Below are 15,550 nucleotides of genomic sequence, written 5' to 3' on the forward strand. Positions count from 1 at the left end.
TTGGAACACATCATCTTTAGATAAACGTAAGATACTTTGTTAAACAGACACTTGTCTTAACGCTCGATAGGTAGAGAGTGGTCTGCACCCCATTCGGTCCAAGAACCGTCGTACACCGACAGATTGTCGAGACCAATTTGATACGCCGCGAGTAATAAAATGCATGCGGTTACACCGGAACCGCAACTAAAAATAATCGAATTGTCACTATCTATCGTTAGTGCGCTAAATATCTGTTGCAACTCTGAATTTGGTTTAATGTGACCGTTGGCCAAGAGTTCTTGAAACGGTAAGCAAACCGAATTTGGAATGTGCCCACTACGTAGACCTTCTCGTGGCTCAGGCACTTCACCAAGGAAGCGAGCTTTGGCTCTAGCATCGATGATATTGGCACTTTTATTGGTTGAATGAGCAAGAACATCTTGTGCACTCAAAAAGGCATTTTGGTTGAGCTTGCCCGCAAAGTTGCCTTCTTCGCTTGGTTGCGATAGGGCACTTTCGGCAGGGAGTCCTGCTTCAATCCAAGCTGGAAGACCGCCATTTAAGACTCGGACATTGTCATGCCCCATGGCTTTGAACATCCACCAAGCTCTTGGTGCCGCTAAAGTGCCTGAGTTGTCATAAACCACAATCAAGTCTTCGTTGTTCAAACCGAGTTGTTGCGCACTTTGGTTGAAGCCTTCTTCTGTTGGCATCATATGCGGTAGGGAGGAGCCGGGTAAGCAAAAGTCATTGTCGTAATCAAAGCGTAAAGTATTTGGAATCCACTTATCTTGAATCTTTTTACCTTCAGAAGGGATTTGAAACGCAATACTAGCGTCGAGGAGCTTGACGTTAGGTTGGCCGAGAAGGCTATTGAGTTCATCAGTACTAATCAGTGCTTGCATTGTCTTTAGTTTGCTAGGTGGATAATCTTACTGTTTTACAACAAAAAAATCGCATGTTCAAAAGAACGATGCGATTTTTAAGTTAAAGATTGAAGATTTGTTCTGAAAGACAGCTTTCGATTTACCCAGTTACATGGTCCAAGTGTTGTCTCCAGAAGTAATCACTTTCTGAATTGGGTCACTACCGTCATAGAACCAAATTTCAACAAGTAGGCTACCTTGGCTATCAGAAACATTAAAGTCGACGTTTGCTGTACCGTTGTTGAGTGGAACCGATGCGACTTTGCTTGGATATTTTGCATCGTAGTTACCTGAACTGTTCTCGACAAACTCTTTGTACACGCTTAGGTGTGCACGTTGTGAAGAGAAACCACTGATGTCTACATTGAGCGTACCCTCCGTCACTGGGTTGTGTCTTCCTCTGCAACGGTGGTTTGGGTTGGTGAAGGTGGTGTACTGTTACCACCTCCGCCGCCACCGCCACAAGCCGTTAGTGCTAATCCCATGATGATTGTGATAAGTGCTTTCATAATGTTATCTCCCTATGGAATGTAGCATTTGTTAGGTGTTGGAGCGGTGTGCCAATCTGTGCTTCGTTCGCCACCAGACTCAGCCCAAGTTTGGAATTGAGGGTATGCATCGACCATGTCTACACGCTCTAGCGGCCAATCCCAATCTTCTACTATCAACAGTGCCCAAGGTAAGTTGTTTGCTGTTTTGAAGTACACACCTTGCGCAGGGTCACTTGCATCGACGCCGACACCGAAGAGGTTTTGGTCATCAAACTGTTCTGTTGGTGCTTGGTCTGCTAAGTGAACTTCCCATTTACGGCCTGGTTGGAAGGTAATCCCATCGCCATGGTAAGTGCCCGGTGTTGCAAAGATGAACGGGTCGTATGGCATGGCTTGAATGGCTGAACGGTCAGATCCTTCAGTGAAGAACACATTCAAGGTAAAGGTGAGTGAAACGTTATCATCACAGCCAGACTCGGTACGGAAGTAGCTACAGCTGCTCGCCGCGTGTGTGCTTAAGTCTTCACTGATGATGAAAATGGCTTCATCAGAAATACTTTCCAAGCCATTAGATGCTTGTTCTACACCATTGAAGGAGAGCGTTGTTAGTCCGTTTTCAATCGAGCTTCTTAAAACACCCGGTAGTCGGATTGCGAAGCCATTTTTGTAACTTGCGCCGTAAGCCGCTAGGTCACCAGTAATTTGAATATTCTCAACATGACCAGCAAGACTGGTTTCAGTGATGCGGAATTTCACGACCACATCGTTCATATCGTAGTCTGCGGTGTATGGCCAGTTATCTTCGTAAGCGACGGTGGCGTAATCTTCTGCACTCGGGAAATATTCCACTGAGTAACCATTACCAGTGATGGTAATTGGGTAATCTTCCACCTCACCAGATGTCGAACCACCATCGTAGTTTAATCCGGTTTGTTGGCTAAAGCGGAATCGGCTCCAGCTAGACCCTTCCGTTGCAGCGGTTGAAACTACAAACGGTAGGGGATTATTACCCGCAGACAGTAATTGGTCGGTAAAGACTTGCTCACCTTCATCATCAAAGTCACCATCGCGGTTCCAGTCAAACCATGCTGATAGGTAGCCAGAAGTAGAAGCTGTCACATTCACAATTGAGCTTAAGCCTGGGTCAAGTGCGGATACAAAACCAACACCATCTTCATCGGCTGTGCCCACAGAGTTGTCGTTTGCTTGACCGTCGGCATCACCATCAGGAGCGACTGAACCAAGCCAAGTTACACCGTCGACTTCGTGGCGAGGACCGTTTGACGCAAGTGTTGTGTGGTAGCTGTCTGGAGCATCACCGAAATCAATTGGCTCGTCTTCGTTAATCACTGGAGCGTTTGCACAACGTGCGCCATCATTTTGGCTTGAGCTTGGACCGTTGGATACAAACTCAACCGCAGGAACGATACCTGCTGCGATATTGGCTGCGTTACCTTCCGAAAGGTCAACGCGATAGATTTTGCCATCTTGGTTACGTGACACGTAGTAGTTGCCGTTTACATCGAAGTAGCCAGCACCAAATGTGCCTTTCTCACCTGTGTCACCTATCGCAGTTGCGCTACCATTTGATGGGTTGAACTGATATAGCACACCAGAGTTGTTGTCGATGCCGTAAAGGGAGCCATCACCTGGATGAAATGCAAAGTCGGTTAGGTTCACAGTCGCTGTTGAGCTGATTTTCACGATGCTCAATGTCGCATTTGGATCAGAATCGAGCGGAGAAAGGTCAATGGAGAAAAGTCCTTTGCCTTTGCGGTACAAGTAGTAGACGTGGTTGTAAACGTCACCTACGTAAAACGTGTGGTCGGTAGGAAGACCCGAAACATCAAGTGTCTCTGCTTGGAAGTCTTGACCAAGACGAACAATCTTTTTGTTTGTGGTGTCGTAGCCGTAGATATAACGGTCAGTGAAGTTAAAGCCTACACCGTTGATGCCCGAAGCCAAACCTGTGTCGTCCTCTAAAAGAGTCGTAGAGCCTGTAACCAAATTGACGCCATAGATTTGAACCGGGGTTGATTGGAATAGGTATGCTTGGCTTGGGCACGTATCAAATGGCGCCGCTTGTGCGTAAGCGCTCGCTATTAGAGACCCAAGTAGTAGTGATGTCCTTTTCATAATTCGCCCTCTCATTGGTTCGTGATATATGCAATGAAAGGAATGTGCCAACTTTTAACTTGTTGAATTTTATAGAGATAAGATTTGTAAGAAGAAGGGTTGTAAATCTGATTGTCAAAATGATAAAAAGCCCAACATCGAGTTGGGCTTTTTGGGAATGATTAGAGGTATAGAACTAACTACAAACCGGACAGGTTGGCATTTTCATCAGATTCATTTCTCGCCAAGACATGCTGAGCGCGTCCAAAATCAGAATTTTGCCTTTCTTTGGTTGGCCGTAATCAGCAATCACTTTGATCGTCTCCATCGCTTGTACTGCGCCAACAATACCCACAACAGGAGCCATGACTCCGGCTTCGACACAACTTAACGCACCGCTGCCGAAGAGGGCACTTAAGCACTGGTAACATGGTTGAGTTGGGTCGTCGTAAGTAAACACACTCACTTGGCCTTCCATACGAATAGCCGCGCCTGAAATTAGCGGTGTTTTAGTCGCAAAACATAGGCGGTTAAGTTGATTGCGCGTATCGACGTTATCTGATGCATCAACAACAATTGTGTGCTGTTCGATCAAGCTTTTTAGCTCTGTATCATCAAGACGCTTTGCGATGGTATCTACAATGATGTGCGGGTTAAGTTCGCGTAGCGCATTGGCCGCCGAGTCTACCTTCTTACGACCAATATCCGCATCGTGGTGCAGCACTTGGCGCTGAAGGTTAGACAACTCGACGATATCATCATCAATCAGCGTGATTTTACCGACACCAGCAGTCGCCAAATATTGGCTTGATGCGCAGCCTAAACCGCCAGCACCAAGCATCAATACCGATGCTTGTTTGAGTGCTTCTTGTCCTTCAAAGTCAAACTGACGAAGAATGATTTGGCGGTTGTAACGCAACATTTCCTGATCGGAAAGAATATCCACAACGTCTTCCTAGTAAAGGGTTGAGTTGAATAGTTGAATCTGAACCGTTTCGCCCACTTCAACTCGGCCGCGTTCACGTTCCAATACAACAAAACAGTTCGCTAGGCTCATTGAGCGGAATGCACCAGAGCTTTGGTTACCGGTTGTTTCAACCACAAACTTGCCATCTTCCAATGTATAGATACCACGTTGGTAATCGGTACGACCTGGCGCTTTCTTAAAGGCGGTTTTGGTTGTTGCTGGAATAGATTCGGGTGCTTTCCATTCTGTATGGCCTGCAAGTTTTGCCAGCATTGGTTGAACAAGCACGTACATAGTAAGAACTGCAGAAACAGGGTTACCCGGCAGCCCACAGAACCAAGCTGTACTTAGCTTACCAAATGCGAAAGGTTTACCCGGCTTGATTGCTAACTTCCAGAAACCGATTTCACCAAGCTCTTCAAGAATGTCTTTGGTGTAATCCGCTTCGCCCACACTAACACCGCCTGAGGTCACAACCACATCTGCCAATGTTTGCGCTTGTTCAAAGGTTGCTTTCAGAGTCTCTGGGCAATCTGGAATGATGCCAAGATCAACGGCTTCACAACCGAAGTTTTCAATAAGCGGTTTAATACCGTAACGGTTGCTGTCGTAGATCTGACCTTCGTCTAGCGGTTCGCTCAGTGGTTTAAGTTCATCACCAGTAGAGAAGAACGCAACTTTTGGCTTACGTACTACTGTCACATGGCTAACACCAAGCGACGCAATCATCGGAATATCGCGAGGTGTCAAACGTGCACCTTTTGCCAGTACGATGTCGCCTTGTTTGATGTCGTCACCTGTTGGGCGGATGTTGTTTTGTGGCTTCACGTCGGTTTGGTTGAACTGAATGCCAGCATCTGTTACTTCAGTATTTTCTTGCATGATAACGGCATCACAACCCTGTGGGATTTTTGCGCCAGTCATGATGCGAACACAGGTACCTTGAGGCCATTCACCTTCAAAAGGTTGTCCTGCAAATGATTTACCTGCCAGAGGCAATACAGAAGATGACTCAAGATCTTGAATGCGAATAGCGTAGCCATCCATTGCTGAGTTGTCGAATGGCGGTACGTGGATAGGAGACAAGATATCTTCTGCCAGTACAAAACCGAGTGCTTCAGCAAGTGGAAGAGAAAGCGTTGTTTGGATAGGTTTGATTCGCGATAACATTTTGTCCATCGCTTCTTCAATTGGCATCAAGCCAGGTGCGTCGCAGCAGCCCATTGAGAAAATCCTGTGTTCTTTTGTTTTGTGGCAACTTTACCATAAAAAGGGGACCGAGTAAGAATGTCCACCTATAAAATATGGGTGTAATTATTCAAAAATCCGAGTATCCTTGTCAGCCATCCGAAAGGGGTAAAAAGCCCGCGGAGCTCAAGAAAATCAGCTCAGTACCTTCATCTGATGTGACTTGGTGTAAAGACACGAACTGAGCAACTCAAAGCGAAAAGTATGAATGCAATTTTGATTGGGTTTGTACGAAGGCTGAAGTAAAACAAAAGAGGAAGTGGAATGTCAGGTCTTAGCGAGTCAGCGAAGTTAGTAAAAGAAGCGCTAGAGCAACGCGGTTTGGAAACGCCAATGCGTCCAAACAACGTAAGTCGTGAAGAGAAGAAAGAGAAGATCGAACACCACATGCGTGAGATTTTAGGTCTACTTCAACTTGACCTCACTGACGATAGCCTAGAAGAAACCCCTCACCGCATTGCTAAGATGTACGTTGACGAAATCTTCTCTGGTCTGGATTACTCCAACTTTCCTAAAATCACAGTGATTGAGAACAAGATGAACGTGAGCGAGATGGTTCGCGTGAAGGACATCACCGTAACTAGTACTTGTGAACACCACCTTGTGACCATTGATGGCAAGGCCGCTGTGGCTTACATTCCACGTGGCAAGATCATTGGCTTATCAAAGATCAACCGTATCGTTCGCTTCTTTGCTCAGCGTCCACAAGTACAAGAGCGTATGACTCAGCAAATTCTTGTTGCACTTCAAACGCTGCTTGAGTCCGATGATGTGGCAGTGACGATTGACGCAACACACTACTGCGTGAAATCTCGCGGTGTGATGGATGCAACCAGCGAAACGACAACAACTGCATTGGGTGGCATCTTCAAGAGCAACCCAGCAACGCGTGCCGAATTTCTGCACGGTTTACGCTAGGTAACTAAGCAAGTTTCTAAGAGGATGGCAAACGCCATCCTTTTTTTATGCTTGTTTAGAAAATGACTTCATGATTTCTGGCCAATACATTTTGACGTAACCTGCCGATACCCAAACAACCAATACAGTCGCGATACTGAGCTCTAGAAAACCAAAGTCGTGTAGCCAGTGCCAGTGAGGGTGCGATTCGGCGAAAAAAGAGGTCAAGCGATGCATTGCGATGGCGCTGATCACGGAAGGAAAGGTTACTGCCGCGATAGAAGGTTGAAACTTCAAGCGAAGTAAGCGGAAGTAACATAAGTAGATCAATAAAGTCATAGTGATGGCGATCCCGGCCAATGCGCCTGTCAGTATCGGATCAGGTAAGGGAAAGTTCACCAAGTATGCTGCTAATGACAAGTTTACCGGCGCGGCCATAATCGCGAGGGTCGGTCTTGCTCGCCTTGGTAGAGAGCCGAAAAACACCAAACGATACAACACGAGTGGCAGCATGAAGAAATAAATGCCGATGCACATCATCGCTAACGTTTCGGAGAATAAGTTGTGACCTAGTTGAGAACCGGCTAGTGAACTACTGATCAGCCCCACCGGATAAAGAAACCAACTCGGTACGATATTGGACATTTTGAAGTTCATTAGCTGAAAGCTAAAAAACAGCACCATCATAGTAAAATGCAGCAAAAGCGCCATAAACCAAAGTGGATAAGCGATGATAGGTGCTACAGCGGCAAGATAATCTGCAAGGATCAGTAACGCCATACTCATTGGTGCCATTAAACTACCACTCAGTGGGTGACGAATGTCGACCATGAATAATCGTGGATTCGCGGCATATTTTATGAGTACAGGGGCGAGTAAAAGTGCGCCGAGTGACGCCAAAAATGGGCGTATCGGTTCACCAATCTCAGGAACATAGAGTGCCCAAGCTTGCCCTAAACCTATCATACCTAGTGCCAACGCGGCTTGAGACGGCGGGACACTATAAAACTGCACAAGTCTTCTCCAGTTCAAATCTACTCCATTTGATTTTTGCCTGAATGAAACGAAACATGACGATTTGGGTGAAATGCTCTATTTAAGTAGCGAATACTAACAAGTATGGAGAGGGGTTTCTCATGAAAGGTGGTGAGCAAATATCAGAGAATGATAATTTTGTGAGTTTGGTATCGAATATTTGGGAAAAGATGTAAAAATGCAGAGTTTATCGCTCCAAACCCTCGATAGTCTGGAGCGAAGTGATAACAAAGAGAATGTTATGTTGATTGATTCTCCGGTAGATCCTGTTGGCGTAACTTTTCGTTTTTGATTGTGCGATGCAGCAGCTGGCTGTAAATAGGTTGTCCACCCAACAATTGAGCAATAATCACAGCGCCCAAACAAGTAATGATCAATGGCAGGATTAAGTAGTAGTTATTCGTCATTTCAATCACTAACAGAATACCTGTAATCGGTGCACGTACCGTTGCTGCAAACAGGGCACCCATGCCCGCAATCGCAAATACACCAGGCTCGATATCAAGCGCAGGGAGCAAGACATCAGCACTTGCTCCGAACGCATAACCAAATAAGGTTCCCAGAGCAAGCATAGGTGCAAAGATGCCTCCCGGCGCACCAGAACCAAAACAGAGCAGGGTTGTAATTACACGACCAAAGAAAAGCAAAACTAAAATGGATACCGAGTAGTTACCGTTAGTAATGTCAGGAATAAGGCCGATACCACCACCAGTTAGTTGGGGTACGTACAAAAGAAGCAAGCCAAACACGCCTCCCAGTAACGAACCCACAATCAAGTAGCGCTTACGATCGTTTTTGTGAATTGCGACAAAACTGTCTTGTGCCACGGTAATCAGTTTGTTGAAGATCACGCCAAACACGCCAAACAATGCGCCAAGCAATAAAAATAGCCATAGGGTTTGAAGCTCTGGCGACTGGTATTGCGGCATAGTGATAACGGCGTCTTGCCCGTTGATGGCGCGAAACACTATGTTCGCCATAATGGCAGAAATGATCACTGCACGAATTGAGATCAAAGAGTAGCGAAACTGAGGTCGCATTTCCTCCACAACGAACATAATGCCTGCGAGTGGGGCATTAAAAGCCGCAGCCAAACCGCCAGCAGCACCAGAAGCGAGCAGGGAGTGGCGGGTATCGTCATCCTTTACCCGGAATATATCGGTCACCATTCGACCTACAGCACCACCCATTTGAACGGTTGGGCCTTCACGACCCAGCACCATACCTGAGCCAAGTGCGCCCATGCCGCCGAAGAATTTTACTGGTAGAACTCGCCACCAGCGCACTGGACGAATATTATCCATTGCCCCTTCGATTTCAGGAATACCAGAACCTGCCGCTTCTGGCGCAAAGCGGTGCACAAGAAAATAGCCAATAAAAGCTAAAAGTGCGCTAATGAGAACCGCTGCTAGCCACAACGGTAGAACATTACCAATTTCGCTTCTTAACCATTCTGTTCGTGTTTCAGAAACGAAATGAACGGCAAGCTCGAAATACGTACCGACAAAACCAGCCAACGTACCCACAATGGCGGCCATAATGAGAACAGAAAATGGTGTTGACCCTCGAGAGACAAACTGGTTAATCGCATCTTTCGGTACGTGCGCCAACACAGATTTCACAATTCTCTCGCGTTTGGTCATTAACAAGCTCTCCTGTTGCTGGGGGGAAGGGACGAAAGAAAGTATACGCTTCGCAGAGTCTAGACCTAATCAATAAAGATGCAATTTAGCTTTTCACTATTGAGTGTTCGAAGTGTCGCGATATTATTCATTCACTCAGATTGTGCTATTGCTCTCATAATTTAGGATAAAAAACTTGTTTTTTGAGAAAAATGAACCATGCTTTAATTGTAAAGCAACATGACTGCTTCAGAAGGAGGGATGTGAGGTTTTACACACAATTTGGATGGATTCAAACCCTACGGTAAGTCCTCGTTTTATGTTCGGGATGCATCAATAGACATCGCCGATTCGCACACTCACGATTGAGTAACGAGGTAGAGGCGCACGCACATGTGCGCCTTCTTAATTTCTGCGTTATAACTTTCATCACCATAACTTTCATCGCCACCTGCCACTATTTTTCTCTTGAACATTTTCTTGCAGTTAGTAATGTCTTGGTTCGATGTCAACCAACTAGAGCAGTGCATGCGCTTTTATCTTCGACTCTTACTTTCTTTATGTTGTTGTTCGGTAACGTTTCCGGCACTTTCAACGCCGAGCTGGTGGCAAGACACGTTGTCAGCAATGCCATATTCCAATCTAAAAGAACGTATAGAAAAAAGTGGAAGCTGGTATGGTTGCGAAGTGCAGTTGCGAGACAACTCAACGTTTATCAGCGCATTTTGTTTGGATGATTTTTCGTACTACCAGCAGCACTTGTATGGTGAAGTGATTTTGAGAAGAGAAAGAGCTCAGTTCTCGTTTCTCACTGAATACGAGTGGCAGCGTCTGAATGACTTACTCCTCAACTTAAGAAAGGATGGGTTAGTTTTACGCAGAGTTACTATCGGACAAGAACACTATGATGTCGTTGAAGCTCTGGAAAAGAAATCTTCCGAACTTGTCGATAAAGAAGTTATTTTGTTGATGAACCGCTATCCGCAAGAAGCGATTCGAAGTTTGCTTTGGGTAAAACCGGACGAGTTTCTGACGCCATCACCGTCCTTAAATGTGCAATTGCGCAGTGATGGCGAAATTATCGAGGTCAAAGTGACTCGTTTTTAGATTCTTTATGGAGAGATAGGAAGGTCGCCATTGCAGATTCGTCCAAAAAACCATCCGATTTTTTGTGAGCGCGCAGGTATTGATAGCCTGCGATTAGCTTGCGGTGTAGCTCTTCTGCATCGTCTGACAACGGCTGATTCATAACGTGTTGAAAGGCAAGTTTGTACGCATCCATATCCACGACTTCAGCACGGCGATATAAATAACCACATCCCGTTGCTAACCATTCAAGAGAGCAATTGGCGCGCATTGCAATTTGATTTGCTTTGGTTAGGCTAGGTTCACTGCCTTTAAGGTATTTGCGTATTAAAGCTTCAGACACATCGACGCGTCGTGCGAACCCGCTGATGCTTTCTTCTCCGATCAGGGTGGCTAGGCGTTGGGCAAAAGACATATTTCGTACTCCAGTTCGAATTGCGAAAGTTTACCCGTTGAGCCGGTACGAAAACAAGACTACGATGAATGCAGATCAATTGAAGGAGAAAACCCATGGTTGCAAAAGTAGTAACTGCACCAAAAGGCCCAGAGTTCTCAGAGCTGGTTCAAGGATATTGGCGTGCAGTTGAGTGGGGAATGACGGCTCAAGAGCGTTTGTCATTTCTTAAGCAACACATTGAGTTAGGCATTACGACAGTCGATCACGCCGACATCTACGGTAATTACGAGTGTGAGGCGTTGTTTGGTGAAGCGTTAGCTTTAGACAAGAGTGTTCGTGAGCAAATTCAGATCGTGACGAAATGCGACATCAATTTGTGTGGCGATAAAACGCCAGAGCGTAAGATCAATCACTACGACACGAGCTCAGCACATATCTACCAATCGGTGAATAACTCGCTAGAACGTTTGAATGTGGATGAAATCGACGTACTTTTAATTCATCGTCCTGACGTGTTAATGGATGCAGACGAGGTTGCAGAAGCATTTTCTGAGCTTCACAAAGTCGGCAAAGTGAAGCACTTTGGCGTGTCTAACTTCACTCCACGCCAGTTTGAACTGCTGCAATCTCGCTTAGGTAAGCCGTTGGTTACTAACCAAGTGGAAATCAACCCACTTAGCTTTGAGGTTGCACACGATGGAACGCTTGATCAAATGCAAATGTTGCGCACGCGACCAATGGCTTGGTCTTGCCTCGGTGGTGGTTCAATTTTTAGTGGTGACAGTGAGCAAGCTGTTCGTGTCCGTAACGAATTAGAAGCAATTCGTGAAGAAGTGGGCGCAGCGAGTATTGATCAAGTAATTTATGCCTGGGTACGTCGTTTGCCATCTAACCCTATTCCAATCATTGGCTCTGGTAAAATCGAGCGTGTGCAAACTGCAGTTAATGCATTGAACATCGAACTTACTCGAGAGCAATGGTATCGCGTATGGGTGGCTTCTAAAGGCCATGGTGTGCCATAGAATTGATATCTTATCGATGAAATTATTATTAAAGGCATCCTCTAGCAGGGTGCCTTTTTAGTTTTAGCGCGTTACTGTTTACCCATTATGGAAATGGAAAGAATGAAATTCGAGCAAAAATGGGCTTTGGATGTTAGCTGCAACTTTTTGCTTACTTTTGGTGGAGGAGTTTTACCCATGTTTGTTTTATGTCACTAAACAGCGAATGTGATGCTTGCTTTTTAGTCATTTTGTTCACTCATTCATTCATATTGCGTATGCTTATTGAATAATAAAGAAATAAAAAACTCGTCAGTTTTCTCGTATTACATGCTGTAACAATCTGTTAGACTCCGGCGCAGATTGTGGAATATAAAAAGGTGATTGAATGTCTTTTCCCGTACTCATCTGTGATGATTCAGCGTTAGCACGCAAACAGATGGCGAGATCACTACCAGCCACATTGAATGCCGATATTACGTTTGCTATCCACGGAAAAAACGCGCTAGAAGAACTCGAAAAAAACGAGTTTAAATTGATGTTTCTTGATTTGACCATGCCAGAAATGGATGGCTTTGAAACACTAGAGCACATGCAACGGTTAGGGGATAAAACTCCGGTGGTTGTGGTGTCGGGGGATATCCAACCTAAAGCGAAAGAGCGCGTGTTCGCACTGGGTGCAAAAGCGTTTATTCAAAAACCGATCGCCAAAGATGAACTCAAGAAGGCGCTTAAAGAGTTGGTCGAGCCAGAACCTCGTCCTCAAATTATCACGCCTGTCTCTATTGAGTTACCGATTTTACGTCGTCGCGATATTTACATGGAAGTGGCTAACGTTTCAATTGGTCGAGCAGCCGATGCGTTGGCGCGTCACTTTGATGTGTTTGTGCAACTACCTCTGCCGAACGTCAATATCTTTGAAGTGAGCGAACTTCACATGGCCCTACGCGACTTGGCGTCGCATGACAACGTATCGGGTGTTTGTCAGGGATTTTGTGGCGAAGGTATTGCTGGCGAAGCGCTAGTGATCTTGAGTGACTCAAGCGTATCTGATCTCAAAAAGTTGATGAAAGTACCAGCAGACAGCGAAGAGCTAGAAGAGCTTGAGCTGCTAATGGATATTTCTAATATTTTGGTGGGGTCGTTCTTAAATGGTTTAGGCGAGCAGTCTGAAGTCCGATTCTTCCAAAGTCCACCAGTACTCCTTGGTCAGCATATCTCAATTGACTCGATCATTGAATCTACAACTGGAGCATTCAGCCGCACGATGACATTCGAAGTGAGCTACAACATTGAAGGAACGTCGATTCGTTGTGACTTGTTGTTTATGTTTGTGGATGAATCCTTGCCGCTGCTTGATAACAAACTGTCTTATCTAATGGAGGAGTTCTAATGTTGAATATGCCAGCAGAGTTTGAACAATTCCATTGGATGGTGGATATGGTACAAAACGTCGACATGGGCTTAGTGGTCATTGATCGAGATTACAATGTACAGGTCTGGAATGGGTTTATGACTCATCACAGTGGTTTGCAGTCTCATGATGCGATAGGTCGTTCTATATTTGATATCTTCCCTGAAATCCCACAGGAGTGGTTTAAATTAAAAACAAAACCAGTGTATGACCTAGGCTGTCGCAGCTTCATCACATGGCGACAACGACCTTACTTATTCTGCTGTCGCAATGTTCGACCAGTTACGCAGCAAGCGGAGTTTATGTACCAGAATGTTACGTTGAACCCAATGCGTACACCGACTGGAAAAATCAACTCGTTGTTTTTGTCTATACAAGACGCGACGGCTGAAGCTCTGATGTCTCAGAATCAATAGCGATAAAAAACTTTCTCAAAAGCCAAGGTCCGCCTTGGCTTTTTTGTATACTTATAATTGTGTTTCCCAATGCGTAGAACGTGAATATGGACTTTAATCTCGCTCTAAAACTCTACACCGCAGAGCAAGTAAAAAACGGTGAAACGCTGGCTGTGCAAATGGCTGGTGTTTCTATGTATAGCTTAATGCAACGCGCTGGTATGGCCGTGTATGAGCGCTTTTTACATCTGTATCCTAAATCAAAAAATATCTTAGTGATTTGCGGTAAAGGGAATAACGGTGGCGATGGTTACGTATTTGCATCTCTTGCGAAACAAGCTCAACTCAATGTACATGTTTTCCAAATTGGTGATGTATCTGTGCTAAAAGGTGATGCTTTGCGCGCATACCAAGACTGGCAGTCAATCGACGGTGTTAACAATGATTGGGATGAATGGAATACCGCATTGCTAGAAGCAGATGTGATCATCGATGCCATGTTAGGCACTGGTTTAAGCGGTGAGGTTCGTTCGGAGTATCGTCGCTATATTGACCAAATTAATCAAATTCATACCCCTGTGATTGCAGTCGACGTTCCTTCTGGTCTGTGTGCTAATACAGGTGCAGTTTTAGGTGATGCTATTCGTGCCGAGCATACTGTAACCTTCATTGGGGTTAAGCAAGGCTTATGCACTGGACAAGCGAGAGATCGAGTTGGCGAGCTCTACTTTTGTGGTTTAGGCGTCAATACTAAGTTTGATACTATCGAAGTAGAAAGTGCATTAGGTATTGATCATCAGGTTGTTTCAAGATTAATGCCCAAGCCAAATCCAACGGTCCATAAAGGTGACAACGGGAAGTTGCTTTGTGTTGGTGGCAACCAAGGGATGTCTGGAGCGATTCGTTTATGTTCCTCCGCTGCGATTAGAGCCGGAGCGGGTTTAACTGCCGCAATTACTCACACGAGTAGCCTTATTCCACTGCAGGTTGGTTGCCCAGAAGTAATGAGCCAGAGCATCACCGCTGACTTACTCAGGGATACTGAGAACGACTTAACTAAACGCATTCGCTGGGCTGACGTATTAGTGTTTGGTCCTGGCTTTGGAGATGATGAGTGGGCTTATCAAGCCTATCAATATCTGGCTCAAGAGCAGAAACCTAAAGTTGTTGATGCTGATGGCCTCAATATTCTAGCGATGCTGAGCCAGCGATGCGATTGCACTCTAGTGTGCGACAACCATCGAGTGATCACGCCGCATCCTGGAGAGGCAGCTCGACTACTAAATGTAACCATTCAACAAATAGAAAGTGACCGATACTCTGCTGCAAGACAACTGCAAGAGCGTTATGGCGGTGTAGTGGTTTTAAAAGGCGCGGGGACGCTTATTTACGATGGAACGAGAATGTACGTCTGTCTAGCGGGTAACGCCGGAATGGCGACGGGGGGAATGGGAGATGTGTTATCTGGAGTCATTGGTGCATTACTAGCCAAAGGTTTACCAATTTCTGTTGCCGCACGTTTAGGTGTGGTACTTCACAGTCATGCTGCTGATATAAACGTGAGTCAGAATGGTCAAATTGGTCTTTTGGCAAGTGATGTCGTTAGCACTCTTCGTACCGCTATCACCCAAGAGCTCTATCGAAATTAATTAGATTTCATGCATTGCTGAGAAAATTGGTCGATTTTTTTGAGTACTTTTTTACGAATTAGCAGGGCATCTTAGTATTAGGTGATTGAGTTTTAGGCAGATTTGAGAGGTGATGCGTTTTAATTTTTAAGATATGACGCAAAGGTTTGCGCAATGGGTTAACTTAAGTGCTTTCTCAAGTTGTTGATAGTTATAAATAATAAGAGGTTTTGGTGACTTGGGGAGCGTTTTTGATATGCGATTTTCAAGATGGTATCACAAAAAAAATTCAAATATCAGACTTGTAGGAAATAAATCACAGCCTATAATGCTGAAAACCGGAGCG

13 protein-coding genes and 1 pseudogene are annotated in these 15,550 nt (G+C 45.2%); 6 read left to right on the plus strand and 8 right to left on the minus strand.

Annotated features, from left to right (window positions below; genetic code table 11):
* Positions 1–56: 56 nt before the first annotated feature.
* The 5 genes and pseudogenes from R8N47_RS00380 to moeA all read right to left on the minus strand — a co-directional run bounded on the left by R8N47_RS00380 (position 57) and on the right by moeA (position 5,705).
* Positions 57–887 (minus strand): sulfurtransferase, encoded by an 831-nt coding sequence (locus R8N47_RS00380; protein ID WP_064354848.1) that lies wholly within the window; start codon positions 885–887, stop codon positions 57–59.
* A gap of 129 nt (positions 888–1,016) precedes the next feature.
* Positions 1,017–1,417: pseudogene (locus R8N47_RS00385) on the minus strand (hypothetical protein).
* Positions 1,418–1,429: 12 nt separating this feature from the next.
* The gene (locus R8N47_RS00390) at positions 1,430–3,535 is read right to left on the minus strand and encodes an LruC domain-containing protein (protein ID WP_064354846.1); all 2,106 of its coding nucleotides are present in this window, start codon (positions 3,533–3,535) and stop codon (positions 1,430–1,432) included.
* A 175-nt stretch (positions 3,536–3,710) separates the two neighbouring features.
* A complete protein-coding gene (gene moeB / locus R8N47_RS00395; RefSeq protein WP_064354845.1) occupies positions 3,711–4,460 on the minus strand; it encodes a molybdopterin-synthase adenylyltransferase MoeB in 750 nt (249 codons plus the stop codon).
* A gap of 9 nt (positions 4,461–4,469) precedes the next feature.
* On the minus strand, positions 4,470–5,705 hold the full coding sequence (moeA, locus tag R8N47_RS00400; RefSeq protein ID WP_064354844.1) for a molybdopterin molybdotransferase MoeA: 1,236 nt from the start codon (positions 5,703–5,705) through the stop codon (positions 4,470–4,472).
* A gap of 288 nt (positions 5,706–5,993) precedes the next feature.
* Here moeA and folE point away from each other — a divergent pair, with 288 nt between their 5' ends.
* Positions 5,994–6,647, plus strand: a complete 654-nt coding sequence (gene folE, locus R8N47_RS00405; protein WP_005373478.1) for a GTP cyclohydrolase I FolE — start codon at positions 5,994–5,996, stop codon at positions 6,645–6,647.
* 45 nt (positions 6,648–6,692) lie between these two features.
* Here the strand turns inward: folE and R8N47_RS00410 are convergent, their stop codons facing one another.
* The gene (locus R8N47_RS00410; RefSeq protein WP_005373475.1) at positions 6,693–7,640 is read right to left on the minus strand and encodes a TDT family transporter; all 948 of its coding nucleotides are present in this window, start codon (positions 7,638–7,640) and stop codon (positions 6,693–6,695) included.
* A gap of 260 nt (positions 7,641–7,900) precedes the next feature.
* Entirely contained in the window at positions 7,901–9,304 is a 1,404-nt protein-coding gene (gene clcA, locus R8N47_RS00415) for a H(+)/Cl(-) exchange transporter ClcA (RefSeq protein ID WP_005373473.1), read from the minus strand.
* Positions 9,305–9,775: 471 nt separating this feature from the next.
* On the opposite strand from clcA, the gene R8N47_RS00420 reads away from it, so the two are divergent.
* Entirely contained in the window at positions 9,776–10,390 is a 615-nt protein-coding gene (locus tag R8N47_RS00420; protein WP_081248214.1) for a hypothetical protein, read from the plus strand.
* Here the strand turns inward: R8N47_RS00420 and R8N47_RS00425 are convergent.
* Positions 10,371–10,784, minus strand: coding sequence for a helix-turn-helix domain-containing protein (locus tag R8N47_RS00425; RefSeq protein ID WP_005387686.1), 414 nt, complete (start codon positions 10,782–10,784; stop codon positions 10,371–10,373). The genes R8N47_RS00420 and R8N47_RS00425 overlap by 20 nt on opposite strands.
* A 95-nt stretch (positions 10,785–10,879) precedes the next feature.
* Between R8N47_RS00425 and R8N47_RS00430 the strand changes: the two genes are divergently transcribed.
* From R8N47_RS00430 to R8N47_RS00445, 4 genes are all read left to right on the plus strand, one after another.
* Positions 10,880–11,788: an aldo/keto reductase gene (locus R8N47_RS00430; RefSeq protein WP_064354842.1), complete on the plus strand. Its 909-nt coding sequence runs from the start codon at positions 10,880–10,882 to the stop codon at positions 11,786–11,788.
* Between the two features lie 367 nt (positions 11,789–12,155).
* On the plus strand, positions 12,156–13,160 hold the full coding sequence (locus tag R8N47_RS00435) for a response regulator (RefSeq protein ID WP_005373466.1): 1,005 nt from the start codon (positions 12,156–12,158) through the stop codon (positions 13,158–13,160).
* Entirely contained in the window at positions 13,160–13,597 is a 438-nt protein-coding gene (locus R8N47_RS00440; protein WP_005373463.1) for a PAS domain-containing protein, read from the plus strand. The genes R8N47_RS00435 and R8N47_RS00440 overlap by 1 nt, the downstream gene beginning before the upstream one ends.
* 86 nt (positions 13,598–13,683) lie before the next feature.
* A complete protein-coding gene (locus R8N47_RS00445) occupies positions 13,684–15,225 on the plus strand; it encodes a bifunctional ADP-dependent NAD(P)H-hydrate dehydratase/NAD(P)H-hydrate epimerase (protein WP_064354841.1) in 1,542 nt (513 codons plus the stop codon).
* The last annotated feature ends 325 nt before the right edge of the window (positions 15,226–15,550 follow it).

It is taken from the genome of Vibrio sp. 2132-1 (assembly GCF_033344315.1).

What these genes read in the sequence shown, in the direction of transcription:
- R8N47_RS00380 (WP_064354848.1), bottom strand. Translation starts at nt 887, where the DNA reads ATGCAAGCACTGATTAGTACTGATGAACTCAATAGCCTTCTCGGCCAA.
- R8N47_RS00390 (WP_064354846.1), bottom strand. Translation starts at nt 3,535, where the DNA reads ATGAAAAGGACATCACTACTACTTGGGTCTCTAATAGCGAGCGCTTAC.
- moeA (WP_064354844.1), bottom strand. Translation starts at nt 5,705, where the DNA reads ATGGGCTGCTGCGACGCACCTGGCTTGATGCCAATTGAAGAAGCGATG.
- folE (WP_005373478.1), top strand. Translation starts at nt 5,994, where the DNA reads ATGTCAGGTCTTAGCGAGTCAGCGAAGTTAGTAAAAGAAGCGCTAGAG.
- clcA (WP_005373473.1), bottom strand. Translation starts at nt 9,304, where the DNA reads ATGACCAAACGCGAGAGAATTGTGAAATCTGTGTTGGCGCACGTACCG.
- R8N47_RS00420 (WP_081248214.1), top strand. Translation starts at nt 9,776, where the DNA reads ATGTCTTGGTTCGATGTCAACCAACTAGAGCAGTGCATGCGCTTTTAT.
- R8N47_RS00425 (WP_005387686.1), bottom strand. Translation starts at nt 10,784, where the DNA reads ATGTCTTTTGCCCAACGCCTAGCCACCCTGATCGGAGAAGAAAGCATC.
- R8N47_RS00430 (WP_064354842.1), top strand. Translation starts at nt 10,880, where the DNA reads ATGGTTGCAAAAGTAGTAACTGCACCAAAAGGCCCAGAGTTCTCAGAG.
- R8N47_RS00435 (WP_005373466.1), top strand. Translation starts at nt 12,156, where the DNA reads ATGTCTTTTCCCGTACTCATCTGTGATGATTCAGCGTTAGCACGCAAA.
- R8N47_RS00440 (WP_005373463.1), top strand. Translation starts at nt 13,160, where the DNA reads ATGTTGAATATGCCAGCAGAGTTTGAACAATTCCATTGGATGGTGGAT.
- R8N47_RS00445 (WP_064354841.1), top strand. Translation starts at nt 13,684, where the DNA reads ATGGACTTTAATCTCGCTCTAAAACTCTACACCGCAGAGCAAGTAAAA.